Raw genomic sequence first — 15,145 nt, 5'->3', positions numbered from 1 at the left:
ATAATGGCCAGCGTCTGATTGGCCACCAAGGAGCAATGTGATGCTCGATATCACCGAGATCCGTGATGCATTTGCCCAGCACTATGGGGTGCATCCCCGCCTGATGATCCGCGCACCGGGGCGCGTCAACCTCATCGGCGAACATACCGACTATAACGACGGCTTTGTCTTCCCCGTTGCGATCGACCGCGCGACCTACGTCGCCGCTCGGCCCCGCGATGACCGATACATCCATGTGACGGCCCTGGATGTGAACGAGACCGATATCTTCGACCTAGACGCGCCGATCGAGCGCAGCCAGCAGTATGGCTGGAGCAACTATGTGCGCGGCGTGGTGAAGGGCCTGCTGGCCGCTGGCCACACGCTCACCGGCGCAAATATGGTGTTCCTCAGCGACGTGCCGCGCGGCGCTGGCCTCTCGTCCTCGGCTGCGCTGGAGGTCTCGGTGGGTTACACCTTCCAGGTGCTGAACCGGCTGAACATCCTCGGCGAGGAGCTGGCCCTGCTGGCCCAGGGTGCGGAAAACACCTTCGTGGGCGTGAAGTGCGGCATCATGGATCAGTTCATCTCGGCGCTGGGCCGCGCAGATCACGCGCTGATGATCGACTGCCGCAACCTGACCGCCCGCGCCGTGCCGCTGCCCCACGACGCCAAGGTGGTGATCTGCGACAGCGGCGTGCGCCACGAGCTGGGCACATCCGAGTACAACGTGCGCCGCGCCCAGTGCGAGCAGGCCGTGCATGTGCTCAAGGGCGTGCTGCCCCACATCACCGCCCTGCGCGACGTGACCCTGGCCGACCTAGAGGCCCACGGCCACCTGCTGGATGCCGTGGTGCTGCGGCGCGCCCGCCACGTGTGCAGCGAGAACGAGCGCGTGCTGGCCAGCGTTGATGCCCTGGAGCAGGGCGACTACACACGCTTCGGCCAGCTGATGAACGCCTCGCACACCAGCATGCGCGACGACTACGAGATTAGCGCGCCCGAGATCGATGTGCTGGTGGAGATCGGGCAGGCCCTCCCCGGCTGCTACGGCTCGCGCATGACGGGCGGCGGCTTCGGCGGCTGCACCGTGAGCCTGGTGGAAAACAGCGCCGTCGAGGCCTTCCAGGAGCAGCTCAAGGCATCTTACCTTGAGCGCACTGGCAAGCAGGCGAACATCTATATCTGCGCCGCCAGCGATGGCGTTGGTCGGGCGATACCAGAAGAGTAAAGTTGCTGGCTAGGGCGTAGTTGATCTGCGCCCTAGCCCTGCTTTTTCCTTCTCTGTTTGGAATGTATGTCAACTATCCTCCTTGTAGAAGACGATCCGACCCTTTCCGAGACCCTGCGCTACAATCTTGAGCGCGAGGGCTACACGGTGCTGCTGGCCATGGATGGCGTGGTGGGGCTAGAGTACGCCCGCCGCGATCAGCCCGACATGGTCATCCTCGACATCATGCTGCCGCGCCTGGATGGCTTCTCGGTCTGCCGCATCCTCCGCAAGGAGAGCAGCATCCCCATCCTGATGCTGACCGCGCGCCAGGATGAGGTCGACCGCATCGCCGGGCTGGAGCTGGGGGCCGACGACTACGTGGGCAAGCCCTTCAGTCTAGGCGAGCTGCTGGCGCGGGTGCGCGCCATCCTGCGGCGCACCGAGCGCAGCCCGGTGGGCGACCGCGAGGTGCTTGATGCGGGCGCGATCAAGATCGACACCGGCTCGCGGCGCGTCTGGCGCGAGAGCGGCGAGATCAACCTTTCGCAAAAAGAGTTCGACCTGCTCACATGTCTGGTGCGCAACCGCGGTATGGCGCTCTCGCGCGACATCCTGCTTGAGCGCGTGTGGGGCTACGACTTCCTGGGCGACAGCCGCACGGTGGATGTGCACATCCGCTGGCTGCGCGAGAAGGTCGAGCCAGATCCTGGCCGCCCGGTCTACATCCAGACCGTGCGCGGCGTCGGCTATCGCTTCGAGGTGCCCGTCGCGGCGGGGCGCTAGCCGCCTCGTCCTTGGGTGGGGGGCCTTGGCAACCCCACTTCATACCGTCGTATGCAGACACTTCTGGTCGTGATCCTGGGGCTCGCCTGCGGCGGGGCGTTCGGCTGGGCGCTGTGGCTGCGGCGGCAGCTGCGGGCGCGCCGCACATCGCCGCCGATCGACCGCCTCGCCATCCCCCCGCTGGTCCACTCGGTCGCGTCCACCCTCGACTCCGGCCTGATCGTGCTCGACGCCGAGCGCCAGGTGCGCTACCTCAACCCTCAGGCCGAAGATCTGCTCGGCCTCAGCGCCGAGTCGGCTATCGGCTCTGGCCTGATCACGCTGCTGCGCGACTACCAGGTGGATGCGCTGGTGGGCGAGGTGATGCGCGACCACGAGTCGCGCGAGATGGTGGTGCACCAGCACGGCGGCGGGCGCACGCTGCAGGTGCGCGCCAATGCCCTGAAGGACACCTACGATGGCGGCGCGGCCCTGCTGGTGCGCGATGTGACCCAGATGAGCCTGCTGGAGCGCGCCCGCCGCGACATGGTGGCCAATGTCTCGCACGAGCTGCGCACGCCGCTGGCCTCGATCAAGCTGCTGGTCGAGACCCTCCAGTCATCGCCGCCGCCCCAGGTGGCCCAGCGCATGCTGGTGCAGACCGCGCAGGAGGTGGACGCCGTCACCCAGCTGGTCGATGAGCTGCACGAGCTGTCGCAGATCGAGTCGGGCCGCGTAAAGCTGCAGATGGAGATGGCCTCGCTTGCGCCGGTGGTGGCGCGCGCGCTCGACCGCATCCGCCCGCAGGCCGAGCGCAAGCTGGTGCGGGTGAGCGCCTTTGTGCCCGACCGCCTGCCGCCCGCCATGATCGACACCCAGCGTATCGGCCAGGTGCTGCTGAATCTGCTGCACAACGCGGTGAAGTTCACCGCCTCGGGCGACACCGTCACCGTGCGCGCTATGGTGATCACGCTGGGCAGCGAGTCGCTGCACACGGGCTATATCGAGCGCCGCCTTGAGCGCATGCTGGTGCCCGAGGATCGCCGCCGCAGCCAGGTGCCGCTGGCCAAGCAGGGCCGCCCCGAGGTGCACCTGCCCCAGCCGCTGGCCCCCGGCGACTGGCTGCTGGTGAGCGTGGCCGACACCGGCATCGGCATCCCCCAGCGCGATCTGCCGCGTATCTTCGAGCGCTTCTACAAGGTCGATCGGGCGCGCACCCGCAACGCGGGTGGCACCGGCCTGGGCCTGGCGATCGCCAAGCATCTGGTGGAGGGCCACGGCGGCAGGATCTGGGCCACCAGCGCCGAGGGCGAAGGCTCGACCTTCTACTTGGTGCTGCCGATCGCCAGCGATGGATTCTTTGAGGATGAGCTAGCGTAGCGACGCGCAAGAAAAGGCTTTACAGTTTGGGGATTACCAAGCTGTAAAGCCTTTTTGTTTTGCCTATGACTTGGGGCTAGGCGATCGACGGCCAGACCGCCAGCTTGGTGCGCACGCGGCGGATGACCTCGTCGGTGAACTCGGTGGTGGTGGCGTGGCCGCCCAGGTCGGCGGTGCGCACGCCATCGTACACCGCCTCGAACACCGACTCGGAGATAGCGCGCCCGGCCAGGGTGCCCTTGGCCGCGCCCGTGCTGCCCAGCAGCGAGGCGCAGGCCAGGATCATGGCCATGGGGTTGGCGATATTCTTGCCAAACAGCGAGGGCGCGGTGCCGTGCGGGGCCTCGGCCATCACCACGGCGGGCTTGAACTGGTCGTCGAAGCTGATCAGCAGCGACTCCGACCCGGCGATCGAGCCAAACATCTGCAGCACCAGGTCGCTCAGGCAGTCGCCGTCGCGGTTGAGCGAGGGGATGACCAGCGCGTCGCCGCTCTGGGTCAGCAGCAGCGCGTAGGTGGCGTCGATCAGCTGCGGCTCGTAGCGCACCGCCGGGTGGCGCTTGGATGCTGCGTCCATCTCTTCCTTCAGCATGCCCTCGTACACCGGGCTGACGGTGTACTTCGGCCCGCCGAACACCTTGCCGCCCATCCGCTCGGCGTGCAGGAAGGCGTACTCGGACACGGCGCGGCAGATCTTGCGCTCGATCCGCTCGGTGCGGAAGGCCACCTCATCCAGCCCCTCGCCCTCGCGCCACTCCTTCGCGCCGTAGGCGTCGCCCACCGCCATGCGGATGACCGAGATCGGCGCGTAGACGCCGCCCAGCGGGCGCACGCCGGGGATGCGCCGCCCGGTGCGCACGATCACCGAGCCATCCACCCGCTCGCGCAGGATGGCGTTGGGGCTGCCCACGTCGCCCTTGATCTCGGGGGTGATGGTGGCCGCCTTCAGGCCCAGCCCGGCCTGCTTCATGGCGTCGGCGGCGTCGAACACCACGGCGTTTTTGGTGGCGCGGCGGTTCTCAAGGCTCAGGTCGAAGCGCTGGAGATTGAGCGTGAGGTCGATCACCTCGGGGGCCAGCACGCGCAGCGACTCTTCGAGCAGCTCTTGGCCAGTCTGGTCGCCTTCGAGCACAACAATCGTATCGGGCATATCTCTCCTCCTCCTCTGGGGGCTGGTGTCAGCCCTGGGCGATGCGGCGCTGCAGCGGGGCGCTGTAGGCGTGGCAGATCGCCACGGCTAGCGCGTCGGCGGCGTCGTCGGGGCGGGGGATCTTCTCCAGCCCCAGGGTCAGCCGCACCATCTCCTGCATCTGCTTTTTGTCGGCGCTGCCGTAGCCGGTGAGCGCCTGCTTGATGATCATGGGCTTGTACTCGCTGATCGGGATGCCCGCCTGGGTGAGCGCCAGCAGGGCCACGCCGCGCGCCTGCCCCACCGTTAGGGCGGTGTTGACATTCTTGCCGAAGAATAGCTCCTCGACGGCGGATGCCTGCGGGGCGTAGGTGGCGATCAGTTGCTGCAGCCCGCTGTAGAGCTGCACCAGCCGCTCGTGCTGGGGCATCCCAGCGGGTGTAGTGAGCGCGCCAAAGTCGACCAGCGCCAGCTTGCCGCTGGTCTCGTCGACCACGCCCCAGCCCATGATCGCGGTCCCTGGGTCAATGCCAAGAGTTCTCATAGTGGTGGTGAAATAAAGAAAGGGCGAAAGGCAGCCGGACATGCGCCAGCTCCCTTTCGCCCTGCTGGTGCAGGCCTAGCTGTTCTCCATCTGCTCGGCGACCTCGTCGGTGATGTCGAGGTTGCTGTAGACCTTCTGCACGTCATCGAGATCCTCCATCCGCTCGATCAGCTTCAGGGCCTGCAGGGCATCCTTCAGATCGGGCTGGATGGTGGTCTTGGCGCGCATGGTCTTCTCGGCCTCGCTCACCGGCAGGCCCGCGCTGATCAGGGCCTGGCGCACGGCGGCCAGCTGCTTGAAGTCGGTGTAGATCTCGACGATGTCGTCGGAGACCTCGACATCATCCGCGCCCGCGTCGATGGCCTGCAGCATTACGTCGTCGGCGTCGAACTTCTTGCCGGCGAAGTCGAGCGTGATCAGGCCCTTCTGCTCGAACATCCACGAGACCGAGCCAGGCTCGCCGGGGTTGCCGCCCGCCTTGGTGAAGGTGGCGCGCACCTCGGATGCTGTGCGGTTGCGGTTGTCGGTGGCTGTCTCGACAAGGATGGCGATGCCGCCGTTCGCGTAGCCCTCGTAGGTGATCTCCTCCAGCGCCGACTCGCTGCCCTTGCCGGTGGCCTTGTCGATAGCGCGCTGGATGTTGTCCATCGGCATGTTGGCCGCGCGGGCCTTATCGACCGCTAGGCGCAGCCGGAAGTTCATATCGGGGTCGCCGCCGCCCTCGCGCGCCGCCATGGTGATGTCGCGCCCGAGTTTGGTGAAGAGTTGGCCGCGCTTCTGGTCGAGAACACCTTTGGTGCGGCGGATTGTATGCCATTTTGAGTGGCCGGACATAACTACGCCTCCTAAAACCTTGTTAATCTCCCGCCATTATAGCATACCGCGTGCTGGTTCCGTGCATTGGGCTGCCTTACGATCGCATGCAGAAGCGCGCGCAAGGTTCCTTGCGCGCGCTTCTGCTAGGCGGTCTGTTGCTGCCGGTTGCTAGGCGGGCAGTGTGGTGGTCTCGGTGCCGATCGATGGTGTCTGACCGCTGAGATCCTGCACCTGCACGCGCGAGAACAGCTCGCGCAGGCGATCGCCCTCGACCGTCTCGGTCTCGATCAGGGCGCTGGCCATGTCGTTCAGCACCGCGCGGTTGCGGTTGAGGATCTCGTGGGCGCGCTGGTGCGCCAGCTCGACGATCCTGCGCACCTCGCGGTCGATCTCGCGGGCCACCTCGTCGCCATAGTTGCGCTGCTCGCTGATCTCACGGCCCAGGAAGATCAGCTCCTCCTTCTCGCCGAAGGCGATCGGGCCGAGCTTCTCGCTCATGCCGTAGCGTGTGACCATGCCACGGGCGATGCGGGTGATCTGCTGGATGTCGCCGGATGCGCCGGTGGTCACGTCATCGCGCCCGAAGACGATCTCTTCGGCCACGCGCCCGCCCAGCGCCGAGACCAGCTGGGCCTCGAACTGGCCGATGGTGGTGTAGCGCAGGCTCTCTTCCTCGGGGAGGTAGAGCGTGTAGCCGCCCGCCCGCCCGCGTGGGACGATCGTGACCTTCTGCACCGGGAACGAGCGCGGCATGCCAGCCGAGACGACAGCGTGACCGGCCTCGTGGTAGGCCACCAGCATCTTCTCGCGCTCGGTCATCACGCGGCTGCGTCGCTCGGGGCCGCCCAGCGCCACGCGCTCGACCGCATCCTGTAGCTCGGACATGCCGATCCGCTTCTTCGAGCGGCGGGCCGCCAGGATCGCGCCCTCGTTGATCACGTTGGCCAGGTCGGCGCCCGAGAAGCCCGGGGTCAGCTTGGCCAGCGCCTCAAGGTTCACGTCCTCGGCCATGGGCTTGCCCTTGGTGTGCACCTTGAGCACCTCGATGCGGCCCTTGACGTCGGGCGCATCCAGCACCACCTGGCGGTCGAAGCGGCCAGGGCGGATGAGCGCCGGGTCGAGCACGTCGGGGCGGTTGGTGGCGGCGATCACGATCACGTTGGTGTTGGTGTCGAAGCCATCCATCTCGACCAGGATCTGGTTGAGCGTCTGCTCGCGCTCGTCGTGCGAGCCGCCCAGGCCAGCGCCGCGCTGGCGACCCACGGCGTCGATCTCATCGATGAAGATGATGCAGGGCGCGTTGCGCTTGGCCTGGTCGAACAGGTCGCGCACGCGGCTCGCGCCGACGCCCACGAACATCTCGACGAACTCCGAGCCGGAGATCGAGAAGAAGGGCACCCCGGCCTCACCGGCCACCGCGCGCGAGAGCAGCGTCTTGCCGGTTCCGGGAGGGCCAACCATCAGCACGCCGCGCGGGATGCGCGCGCCCAGCGCCGCAAACTTGTCGGGGTACTTGAGGAACTCGACCACCTCGGTCAGATCCTGCTTGGCCTCTTCCTGGCCCGCAACATCGGCGAAGGTGACGGTGGGCTTGTCGCCCGAGAACATGCGCGCCCGGCTCTTGCCGAACGAGAGCGCCTGGTTGTTGGAACCCTGCGCCTGGCGCATGAAGAACACGAAGAAGCCGATCATCAGCAGCACTGGCAGCAGGATGGTCGCGATGTTGAGCAGGCTGCCCCATGCGGGCTGCGCGTTCACCACCACCTTCAGCTGGCCCGCGCCAGCGGCCTCGCCGCTGGTGACTGGCTGCACGCCCGACTGCAGCAGCAGCGATGTGATGGTGTCGCCGCTCTCGATGCGCGAGTTGTAGCGCTCGCTGCTGCTATCGGTGACGATCAGATCGGTCGATCCGGATGTGGTGTCGATCTGCTTGAGCTGGCCAGCTTTTGCTTTGCTGAGCACCTCAAGGATGTCCATGGAGCGCTGGGGCGTCTGCCCATTGCTGAAATAGCTGAAAAACAGCGCGAGCGCAGCTACCAAGATGATCAGGTAGACGAAGCTATTTTTCAACCAGCGGTTATCACCCATAGTTGGTATGTTCCTCCCGGACCCTACTGATCCTCGATGTAAAAGGCTATTTCCTTCAGAAGAGGGATAAGGGCCAGCGTGAAGTTGCGAATTGACGGTATTATAGCAAACCGCTCTAGGCGCGACAAGGTAACAAGATCACAGTTTTTGTACCATTTGTCGGTTTTCTGCGGCCCGCCCATCACCGATGCCCTGTTAGGGGCTACTAGCGCTTGTAGACCTCCTCCTTCAGCACGCCGATGAACGGTAGGTTGCGGTAGTGCTCGGCGTAGTCGAGCCCATAGCCGACGGCGAACTCGTTGGGTATGTCGAAGCCAAGGTAGTCGACCGCCACATCCGACACGCGGCGCTCGGGCTTGTTCAGCAGCGCGCAGATCTTCAGGCTGGCCGGGTTGCGGCGCTGCAGCTGGTCGACCAGGTAGGCCAGGGTCAGGCCGCTGTCGATGATATCCTCGACGATCAGCACGTGCCGCCCGTTGATGTCGGTGTCCAGATCTTTGAGCATGCGCACGATCCCGCTGGACTGGGTGCTGGCACCGTAGCTTGAGATGGCCATAAAGTCCATGGCCAGCGGCACCTCGATATTGCGGGCCAGATCGACCAGGAACATGACGCTGCCTTTGAGCACGCCCACCAGCAACAGGTCGTTCAGCTCGCGGTAGTCCTCGGTGATCTGCTTGGCCAGCTCGCGGATGCGGCCCTGCAGCTGCTCCTCGTTGATGAGGATGGATGCCATATCGTTCTTCATGTCTGCTCCTGCTGTTTCCTGTGTGCGGCGCGTCTGCTGGCAACGATCTGCCGAATGATTGCACCGGTAGCGTATAGAGCTGCCATGATACGCGATTTTGGCATGGGCGCTGCGCCGCCTCGGCGGGCAGTCTGGCGACTATCTGCCTTCTATACGGCTGGGGGGCAGATCTGGATCCACAGGTCGGCGGCCTGGCCGCTGGCGGCCTCGGCGGCACGCAGGCCGGGCACCCAGAGCACGCGCTGGGCATCGGCGATGATCGGCCAGCGGTCGCGCAGGGCGCGGGGCAGTTTGGCATCCACGAACAGGTCTTGCAGCGAGCGGCTGCCGCGCCCCCCGGCGGGGCGGATGCGATCGCCGGGCTGGCGCGGGCGGGCCAGCAGCGGCGGCTGGAGGTCGGCGCGGCGCAGGGCGACGGCCCACGGCCCCGGCGGCAGCGGCTGGGCGCTGAGCCAGATGCGCCAGCCATTGGCCAGCGGGTAGTCGCCTATAGCGCCCAGCTCGATCGGGGCGTGGCCCAGCTGGGGGCCGCTGTGCTGGGCGGCACCGATGCTGATCTCGCCCCCGTAGCCGATCTGCAGCCACACCCCGCCCGCCAGCGGCATGCGCCGCCCCACCGGCCCTGCGGCCAGCGCCCTGGCCTGCTCCACCTGCTCCCAGGGCAGAGCCTCGCCGGTGGCCAGGGCGGCGTAGGCGCGGCGCAGCGCGGCGCGCTGCAGCGCGGGGTGCAGCGCGGCCCAGCGCGGGCCATCCAGCGTGGTGCCCAGCGGGGACTGCCTAGCCAGCGCGCCCCACTGGGCGTCGAGGGCCTGCTGGATGAAGTCGCTCTCGTCGGCGCAGATCGCGGCGGTGCGGCCTAGCAGGCTCTCGATCTGGGGGTTGTAGCTGGCGAGGTGAGGCAGCAGCTCGTGGCGCAGCCGGTTGCGGGTGTAGGCGGTGTCGGCGTTGGTGGCGTCGGCGCGGGGGCGCAGCTGGTGGGCGGCGCAGTACTGCTCGACCTGGGCGCGCGCCACACCCAGCAGCGGGCGCACCAGCCGCGCCCCGGCCATGGTGCCCACTGGGCGGATGCCGCCCAGCCCGTCGGGGCCAGCGCCGCGCAGCAGGTGCATCAGCACGGTCTCGGCCTGGTCGCTGGCGGTGTGGGCGGTGGCCACGGCGTGCGCGCCCAGCTGGCCACCCAGCTGGGCCAGCAGCTCGTAGCGGGCGCGGCGGGCGGCATCGTGCAGGTTGAGCCGCTGGGCCTGGGCGTAGGCCGCCACGTCGACCGCCTGCACTGTGCAGGGCAGGCCCCAGGCCCGCGCGGTCTCGGCCACGAAGGCCGCGTCGGCGGCGGAGGCCGCGCCGCGCAGCATGTGGTCCACATGGCCCACGTGGATGCGGATGCCCAGCTGCTCGCGCAGCGCGTGCAGCGCGTGCAGCATGGCCAGCGAGTCCGGCCCGCCCGACACGGCGGCCACCAGCAGCGCGCCGCGCGGGGCCATGGCGTGGGCGGCGAACAGGCGGGCGATCGCGTCGCGCACGGGGCTACTGGCCCGCCGTGTCGAGCTGAATGATGTACAGCGTGACGCCCTGCGGCTGGCTGGGGCTGCCGTTGATCGTGGGCGCTATCGTGGCGGTGGTCTGCCAGCCGATCAGGAAGGCCGATGTGGGTTGGTTCATCATCTGGTAGGGCAGCGCCTGGAGGATCTGATCGCGGCGCACATGGCTCGTCTCCGACATACTGATCGACTGGATTGATGGCGAGGTGCTGCTGATCTGGATGGTCTTGGTCTCGTTGGGCCTGAGCCTGCCGAGCTGCTGGGCATTGCCGGTGCTGTGCACCACCATCGCATCCTCTAGCTCGATCCCGCTGTAGGTGATGCTGCCACTCAGCGATGTGTCGGTCATGCGCAGTTTGCCGCTTGCCTGCGCGGGGTTGGCGGCGGTGCGCTCGCTGACCACCGTCCGCATCTCGCCAATGTCCACCACCTCGTTCCATAGCTTCATGCCGGTATCATCGGTGAGGTACTGGCCACTGATCCTGGTGCTGCCATAGAAGCCATCGTCACCGGCGCTCTGCACCAGCAGCGTCTGCGGGTCGAACCCGATCGTGTAGCTGTCGCGGTTGGGTGAGAAGATGCCGGTGTAGCTCGTCTCGATGCCATCCGCCATGGTTGCGCCGCCCTGGAAGATATTCACCTGGAAGATCTGGGTGGTGCCGCCGCGCATGGCCCGCCCGCCCACGTAGATGCCCGCCACAAACAGCACCGCCAGCGCGGGGATGGTGACCCAGGCCAGCTCGAGCCTGCGCAGCCGCCGCAGGATGAGGTAGTTGACCGGCCCCAGCGCCAGGATGTAGAGCGCGAAGATGCAGAACAGCCCCCAGACCGGCAGCATGGTGATGCTGTCGAGCGAGAACCAGCTCGATGTGCCGTTGTACTGCTGGATGGACTGCATGATCGGCTGGATGCGGTGGTTTTCCAGCAGCCCGCCCCAGAAACCCGCCTCGCCCGCCCAGCCGCGCAGCGCGGCCAGGTCGAACGCAGTGAAGATCAGCTGGCCGCCGCCTGTGGAGCGCGTGTAGACCAGCGAGCTGTAGCGCGGGCTGCTGCCCTGGCGCGGCGTGGCGTTGCTGATGGTGGCGGCGTCGGGCAGCCCAGCCTGCTGGGCCGCGCCGGATGCCAGCGGCTTGAGCGTGGCCTGCTGGTAGCCGCCGGGCAGGTCGACCAGCATCAGGTCGCCCAGGCCCGCCGCCACTGTGGTGTCGCCGCTACCGCCGCTGACCACCAGCTGCCCGCCCACGCTGGCCCACGCCCCCAGCGCGCGGCGCTGGGCCTCGGTGATGGCGCTGGTGTCGAGATCGTGCACGAACAGTGCGCTCACCGAGGCCAGCGCTGCGGCGTGCTCGGGGATGTCGGCCAGGGCGATGTGGGCCACCCGAGCGCTGGCGAATCTGCTGCCCGTCATGCCGCTGAGGCTGTTCAGCAGGCCCGAGTCGCTGCTGGCCACTGCCACCAGCAGCTGGTCGCTGTCGAGCTCGTCGGCGCGCAGGGTGATCTGGGCCAGCGTCGTACCGCCGCTAATAAATGAGAGCGTGCCGCTGCGGGTCGAGCTGGGCAGCTGCACATTGAGCGCCAGATGCTTCTGCGAGCCATTGGGCAGGTCGATCTGCTGCGAGAAGACCGCGCTGCTGTTGGCCGCCTTCCACTCGATCGTGCCCTGGGCGTTGGTGCCGCTGTTGCTGGCGGTGATGCTGATCGGCGTCCAGGTGCTGGGGCGGTACATGCCCTCGTAGCCCAGCGTGGCGTCGAGCCGGATGCCGGGCTGCTGGGCCTGGGCCGGGGCGGCTGCCAGCAGCAGCGGCAGCAGCAGCGCGGCCAGCACGCCGACCATAGTGCGGGTGCTGATCATGCGCGGCCTCGCGACTGGCGGCGGAGGAAGCGGCGGACAAAGGCGTACAGCTCGCGGCGGGCGCTGGCCTTGGCTTCGGCGCGGGCCGCGCTCAGCACCTCGCGCGTGGCGGCCTCGTCGGGCTGGGTGGAGATCGTGCTGGTCACATTGCGCATGGTTGTGCCTATCATCTGGTCGACGCGCTCGGTTCGGAACAGCTCGTCGTGCTTGTCCTGCAGGATATGGTACTGGGTGAGCGCCTGGATGGTCTGGCGGCGGTTCTTCTCCTGCTCGCGGCGGCGGAAATCCACCACGTAGGTGTTGATCTGGGCCTGCACCTCGCGCGGGCTGGGGATGTGGTAGAACGTGAAGTCGCCGCCGCCTGCGCCGCCGGTGCGGATGATCACGTCGCCGTAGTTCAGCAGGCCCTCCACGAAGCCCTCCTCGAACAGCACGTTCTGGATGGAGCGCAGCTCGGCCTCGCGGCGGTTGGTGGGGCCGAAGGGCGACTTGTCCTCGTCGATGATCCGCTCGTCGGTGAGGATGTAGCGGTCGTGCTGGTAGGTGTCGTAGATCCACCACATCCAGAAGCACGACCCGGCGATGAGCGGGATGGCCAGCGCCATCAGCAGCGCGCCGTCGATCAGGCTGTAGGCGCTCACCACCGCCGCCGCCACCAGCACGCCCACCAGAGTGAGGATGGCCCGCAGCATGCGCCAGAAGATAAACACCCACGAGGGCCGCCAGATGATGGTCTGCTTGGCGTCATTCTGGTACTCGGGGTTGGGCGGGAACAGCCACGAGAACAGGCCCGCCGTCTGCTGGATGTTGTGCCGCCGGATCTTGCGGTGCGCCGGGGTCTTCTGGCCCCACACCTGCTCCTCCAGCGTGCGGCGCAGCAGCATGTCAGGCGTCTCGTTGCGGTTCACATCCTGCACGCGGTTCAGGATCTTTTTCTGCATCTCGACCGGGCCAGATGCGTCGTCGAAGCGGATGGCCACGAAGCTGAGCGACTGCACCACGATCGTGCCGTAGCGCTGGTAGCCCTTCACGCCGAACCGCTCAAGGAACTCGAAAAACTTCCAGAGGTAGAACTCGAAGTAGCTCTCCTGCTTCACGTTTACCTGCTGGATATCCTCCAGCACCACCTGCTGCACATACTCGCGGATGACGATCGGGCGGCGGAAGATCAGCGCGAACACATCGCCCAGGATGGGGATCTCCTGCACCTCGCGGCGCAGCACGCGCAGGTTGGTCAGCACCAGCGAGTCGTCGCGCAGGTCGAAGTAGGTGTAGACCCCAAAGGCGCATAGCAGCAGGCCCATGCCGATCAGCAGGCCGTTCAGCACATCCAGCCCGGCGGCGCTGGCGCGGTCGATGTTGAAGATCCGCCCGCCGTCGTAGCGGAAGGCGATGGTGAACAGCAGCGCCGCGAACAGGATGTAGAACAGCATGCGCTCCCACATGGGCAGCTTGTGCTTTTTTTTCCTGGCGCTATAGGCCTGCTGGCCGCCCACCCCCAGGATGATCAGGAACACCACGATCAGCATGTAGTTGAACAGGTCGTTGCCGCGCGGCGCGATCGCATCCACCACCATGCTGCCGCCCACCGCGCGGTAGGCGGCGGCGGCGAAGAACAGCGCCGCCACCATGGCGATCAGCAGGCAGCGGAAGAAGATCACCGTCCAGTGGCGGTAGGCCGCGTAGATGACGTGCTCGTCTGGCTCGTAGGCGATGTCGCCGTGCTCCTCGCCGATGCGCGAGAGCAGGGTGAGCACCAGCAGGATGGCCGGAACAATGATCAGCAGGGATGTGAGCATGCATTGCGTCCTTTGGGGCGCTAGGGCCTCATCAGCGGCTGGAAGCCTGCGCCGCGATGTGGCGCATGATCACCGCAACTTCATCCTCGGGGCTGAGCGTGTCGCTGTGCAGCACCAGGGCGTCGGGGGCGGGCTGCATCACGTGGCGGTCGAGCGCGTCGCGCCGCTCGACATCCTGGCGGATGTGGCCGACCTCGGCCTGGCGGCCCTGGGCCTGCAGCTCGGCGGTGCGCCGCTTGGCCCGCTCGTCGATTGATGCCTCAAGGTAGATCTTCAGCGGGGCGTCGGGCATCACCACGCTGCCGATGTCGCGCCCGACCATCACCACGCGGCCCGCCTCGCCGATGGCGCGCTGGCGGCTGCGCATCACGCTGCGCACGCTGGTGTCGCGCGAGCAGGCCGAGACGTTCTTCTCGACCTCGGGCTGGCGCAGCTGCCAGGTGACATCCTGGCCGTCGATCCGCACGGTGTACTGGCGGCCGTCCTCGATGTGGGGCGGGGTGACCTGGATGTCGATGGTCTCGGCCAGGTGGGTCAGGCCGGCCACGTCGTCGCAGGCGACCCCGCGCGCGATGGCGGCCAGGGTCAGGGCGCGGTACATCACGCCCGTATCAAAGTAGAGGTAGCCAAGCTTTCGCGCGAGCATCTCGCCCAGGGTGCTTTTGCCCGCGCCTGCTGGCCCATCGATCGTGATAATGTGTGGGGTTTCCATCGTTTCGATTCACTCACTCGCTCTGTGTCGGCGTGGGGCCGCCATTGGCCGCGCGCCGCTGGTTTTCGTCTTGTACCGCAGCCGATCCTACGGCGCGCCGGTGCCTGGGTGCAATTATGCAGTTATCGGTCCATCGTCCAGGCGTTGGGCGTGCGTGGGGTATTTGGCATCGGCTGGCGCGTAAGGCGCTCGGTACGCCATTTTGTGGCTATTGTAGCATGTGCCTCTGGATACGGGCAATATGCGCGACTGGGACGCGCAGGGCTTCTGCGTTCTCGACAGAGCGCCGATTCGTTTACCACCAAGGCTCCAAGACACCAAGAGACAAAAGAGAACGCAGGGAAACCGATTCACCACGAAGACGCGAGGATACGAAGGGGCGAAATGGCGTGGGGATGCGATAAAATGGTGCTACTGTGGTCGTCTGGCGCGCTACTGTGGTCGTCTGGCGCGCTACTGTGGTCGTCTGGCGCGCTACCGTGGTCGTCTGGCGCGCTACCGTGGTCGTCTGGCGCGCTACCGTGGTCGTCTGGCGCGCTACCGTGGTCGTCTGGCGCGCTACCGTGGTCGTCTGGCGCGCTACCG

Annotated in this window: 13 protein-coding genes (1 of these 13 cut by a window edge); 4 read left to right on the top strand and 9 right to left on the bottom strand. The window is 66.9% G+C overall.

Features of this window, described 5'->3' with window-relative positions:
• The first annotated feature begins 40 nt into the window (after positions 1-40).
• The 3 genes from galK (at position 41) to F8S13_16350 (ending at position 3,334) form a co-directional block, all read left to right on the top strand.
• Entirely contained in the window at positions 41-1,210 is a 1,170-nt protein-coding gene (gene galK, locus F8S13_16360; GenBank protein ID KAB8142112.1) for a galactokinase, read from the top strand.
• 66 nt (positions 1,211-1,276) lie between these two features.
• The gene (locus F8S13_16355; protein ID KAB8142111.1) at positions 1,277-1,975 is read left to right on the top strand and encodes a response regulator transcription factor; all 699 of its coding nucleotides are present in this window, start codon (positions 1,277-1,279) and stop codon (positions 1,973-1,975) included.
• Between the two features lie 51 nt (positions 1,976-2,026).
• Positions 2,027-3,334: a cell wall metabolism sensor histidine kinase WalK gene (locus F8S13_16350; GenBank protein ID KAB8142110.1), complete on the top strand. Its 1,308-nt coding sequence runs from the start codon at positions 2,027-2,029 to the stop codon at positions 3,332-3,334.
• A gap of 76 nt (positions 3,335-3,410) precedes the next feature.
• Here F8S13_16350 and F8S13_16345 read toward each other — a convergent pair whose 3' ends face one another.
• The 9 genes from F8S13_16345 to cmk all read right to left on the bottom strand — a co-directional run bounded on the left by F8S13_16345 (position 3,411) and on the right by cmk (position 14,560).
• Positions 3,411-4,484: an isocitrate dehydrogenase gene (locus F8S13_16345; protein ID KAB8142109.1), complete on the bottom strand. Its 1,074-nt coding sequence runs from the start codon at positions 4,482-4,484 to the stop codon at positions 3,411-3,413.
• A 28-nt stretch (positions 4,485-4,512) separates the two neighbouring features.
• Positions 4,513-5,007, bottom strand: coding sequence for a crossover junction endodeoxyribonuclease RuvC (gene ruvC, locus F8S13_16340; GenBank protein ID KAB8142108.1), 495 nt, complete (start codon positions 5,005-5,007; stop codon positions 4,513-4,515).
• Between the two features lie 75 nt (positions 5,008-5,082).
• Complete coding sequence (locus tag F8S13_16335; GenBank protein KAB8142107.1) at positions 5,083-5,841, bottom strand: YebC/PmpR family DNA-binding transcriptional regulator; 759 nt, start codon at positions 5,839-5,841, stop codon at positions 5,083-5,085.
• Positions 5,842-5,991: 150 nt separating this feature from the next.
• Positions 5,992-7,911, bottom strand: coding sequence for an ATP-dependent zinc metalloprotease FtsH (locus tag F8S13_16330; GenBank protein ID KAB8142106.1), 1,920 nt, complete (start codon positions 7,909-7,911; stop codon positions 5,992-5,994).
• A 205-nt stretch (positions 7,912-8,116) separates the two neighbouring features.
• Positions 8,117-8,659 (bottom strand): hypoxanthine phosphoribosyltransferase, encoded by a 543-nt coding sequence (gene hpt / locus F8S13_16325; GenBank protein KAB8142105.1) that lies wholly within the window; start codon positions 8,657-8,659, stop codon positions 8,117-8,119.
• Positions 8,660-8,808: 149 nt separating this feature from the next.
• Positions 8,809-10,179, bottom strand: coding sequence for a tRNA lysidine(34) synthetase TilS (gene tilS / locus F8S13_16320; GenBank protein KAB8142104.1), 1,371 nt, complete (start codon positions 10,177-10,179; stop codon positions 8,809-8,811).
• A gap of 4 nt (positions 10,180-10,183) precedes the next feature.
• Positions 10,184-12,049, bottom strand: coding sequence for a hypothetical protein (locus tag F8S13_16315; protein KAB8142103.1), 1,866 nt, complete (start codon positions 12,047-12,049; stop codon positions 10,184-10,186).
• Positions 12,046-13,848, bottom strand: a complete 1,803-nt coding sequence (locus F8S13_16310; protein ID KAB8142102.1) for a PH domain-containing protein — start codon at positions 13,846-13,848, stop codon at positions 12,046-12,048. Before F8S13_16310 ends, F8S13_16315 begins: the two co-directional genes overlap by 4 nt.
• A 31-nt stretch (positions 13,849-13,879) precedes the next feature.
• Positions 13,880-14,560, bottom strand: coding sequence for a (d)CMP kinase (cmk, locus tag F8S13_16305; GenBank protein ID KAB8142101.1), 681 nt, complete (start codon positions 14,558-14,560; stop codon positions 13,880-13,882).
• A 241-nt stretch (positions 14,561-14,801) separates the two neighbouring features.
• Here cmk and F8S13_16300 point away from each other — a divergent pair, with 241 nt between their 5' ends.
• A protein-coding gene (locus F8S13_16300) for a hypothetical protein (GenBank protein KAB8142100.1) crosses the window boundary here: on the top strand, positions 14,802-15,145 show its start. 352 nt of this gene lie beyond the right edge of the window; the window shows 344 of its 696 coding nt (coding positions 1-344); the start codon lies at positions 14,802-14,804; the stop codon falls past the right edge of the window.

The sequence above is a fragment of the Chloroflexia bacterium SDU3-3 genome (genome assembly GCA_009268125.1).
In the GTDB taxonomy this organism is placed as follows: domain Bacteria; phylum Chloroflexota; class Chloroflexia; order Chloroflexales; family Roseiflexaceae; genus SDU3-3.
This window is presented reverse-complemented; position numbering and strand designations above follow the sequence as displayed.

Excerpts from the sequence above, each read along its gene's own strand:
- galK (KAB8142112.1), top strand. The coding sequence starts at position 41 with ATGCTCGATATCACCGAGATCCGTGATGCATTTGCCCAGCACTATGGG.
- F8S13_16355 (KAB8142111.1), top strand. The coding sequence starts at position 1,277 with ATGTCAACTATCCTCCTTGTAGAAGACGATCCGACCCTTTCCGAGACC.
- F8S13_16350 (KAB8142110.1), top strand. The coding sequence starts at position 2,027 with ATGCAGACACTTCTGGTCGTGATCCTGGGGCTCGCCTGCGGCGGGGCG.
- F8S13_16345 (KAB8142109.1), bottom strand. The coding sequence starts at position 4,484 with ATGCCCGATACGATTGTTGTGCTCGAAGGCGACCAGACTGGCCAAGAG.
- ruvC (KAB8142108.1), bottom strand. The coding sequence starts at position 5,007 with ATGAGAACTCTTGGCATTGACCCAGGGACCGCGATCATGGGCTGGGGC.
- F8S13_16335 (KAB8142107.1), bottom strand. The coding sequence starts at position 5,841 with ATGTCCGGCCACTCAAAATGGCATACAATCCGCCGCACCAAAGGTGTT.
- F8S13_16330 (KAB8142106.1), bottom strand. The coding sequence starts at position 7,911 with ATGGGTGATAACCGCTGGTTGAAAAATAGCTTCGTCTACCTGATCATC.
- hpt (KAB8142105.1), bottom strand. The coding sequence starts at position 8,659 with ATGAAGAACGATATGGCATCCATCCTCATCAACGAGGAGCAGCTGCAG.
- F8S13_16315 (KAB8142103.1), bottom strand. The coding sequence starts at position 12,049 with ATGATCAGCACCCGCACTATGGTCGGCGTGCTGGCCGCGCTGCTGCTG.
- F8S13_16310 (KAB8142102.1), bottom strand. The coding sequence starts at position 13,848 with ATGCTCACATCCCTGCTGATCATTGTTCCGGCCATCCTGCTGGTGCTC.
- cmk (KAB8142101.1), bottom strand. The coding sequence starts at position 14,560 with ATGGAAACCCCACACATTATCACGATCGATGGGCCAGCAGGCGCGGGC.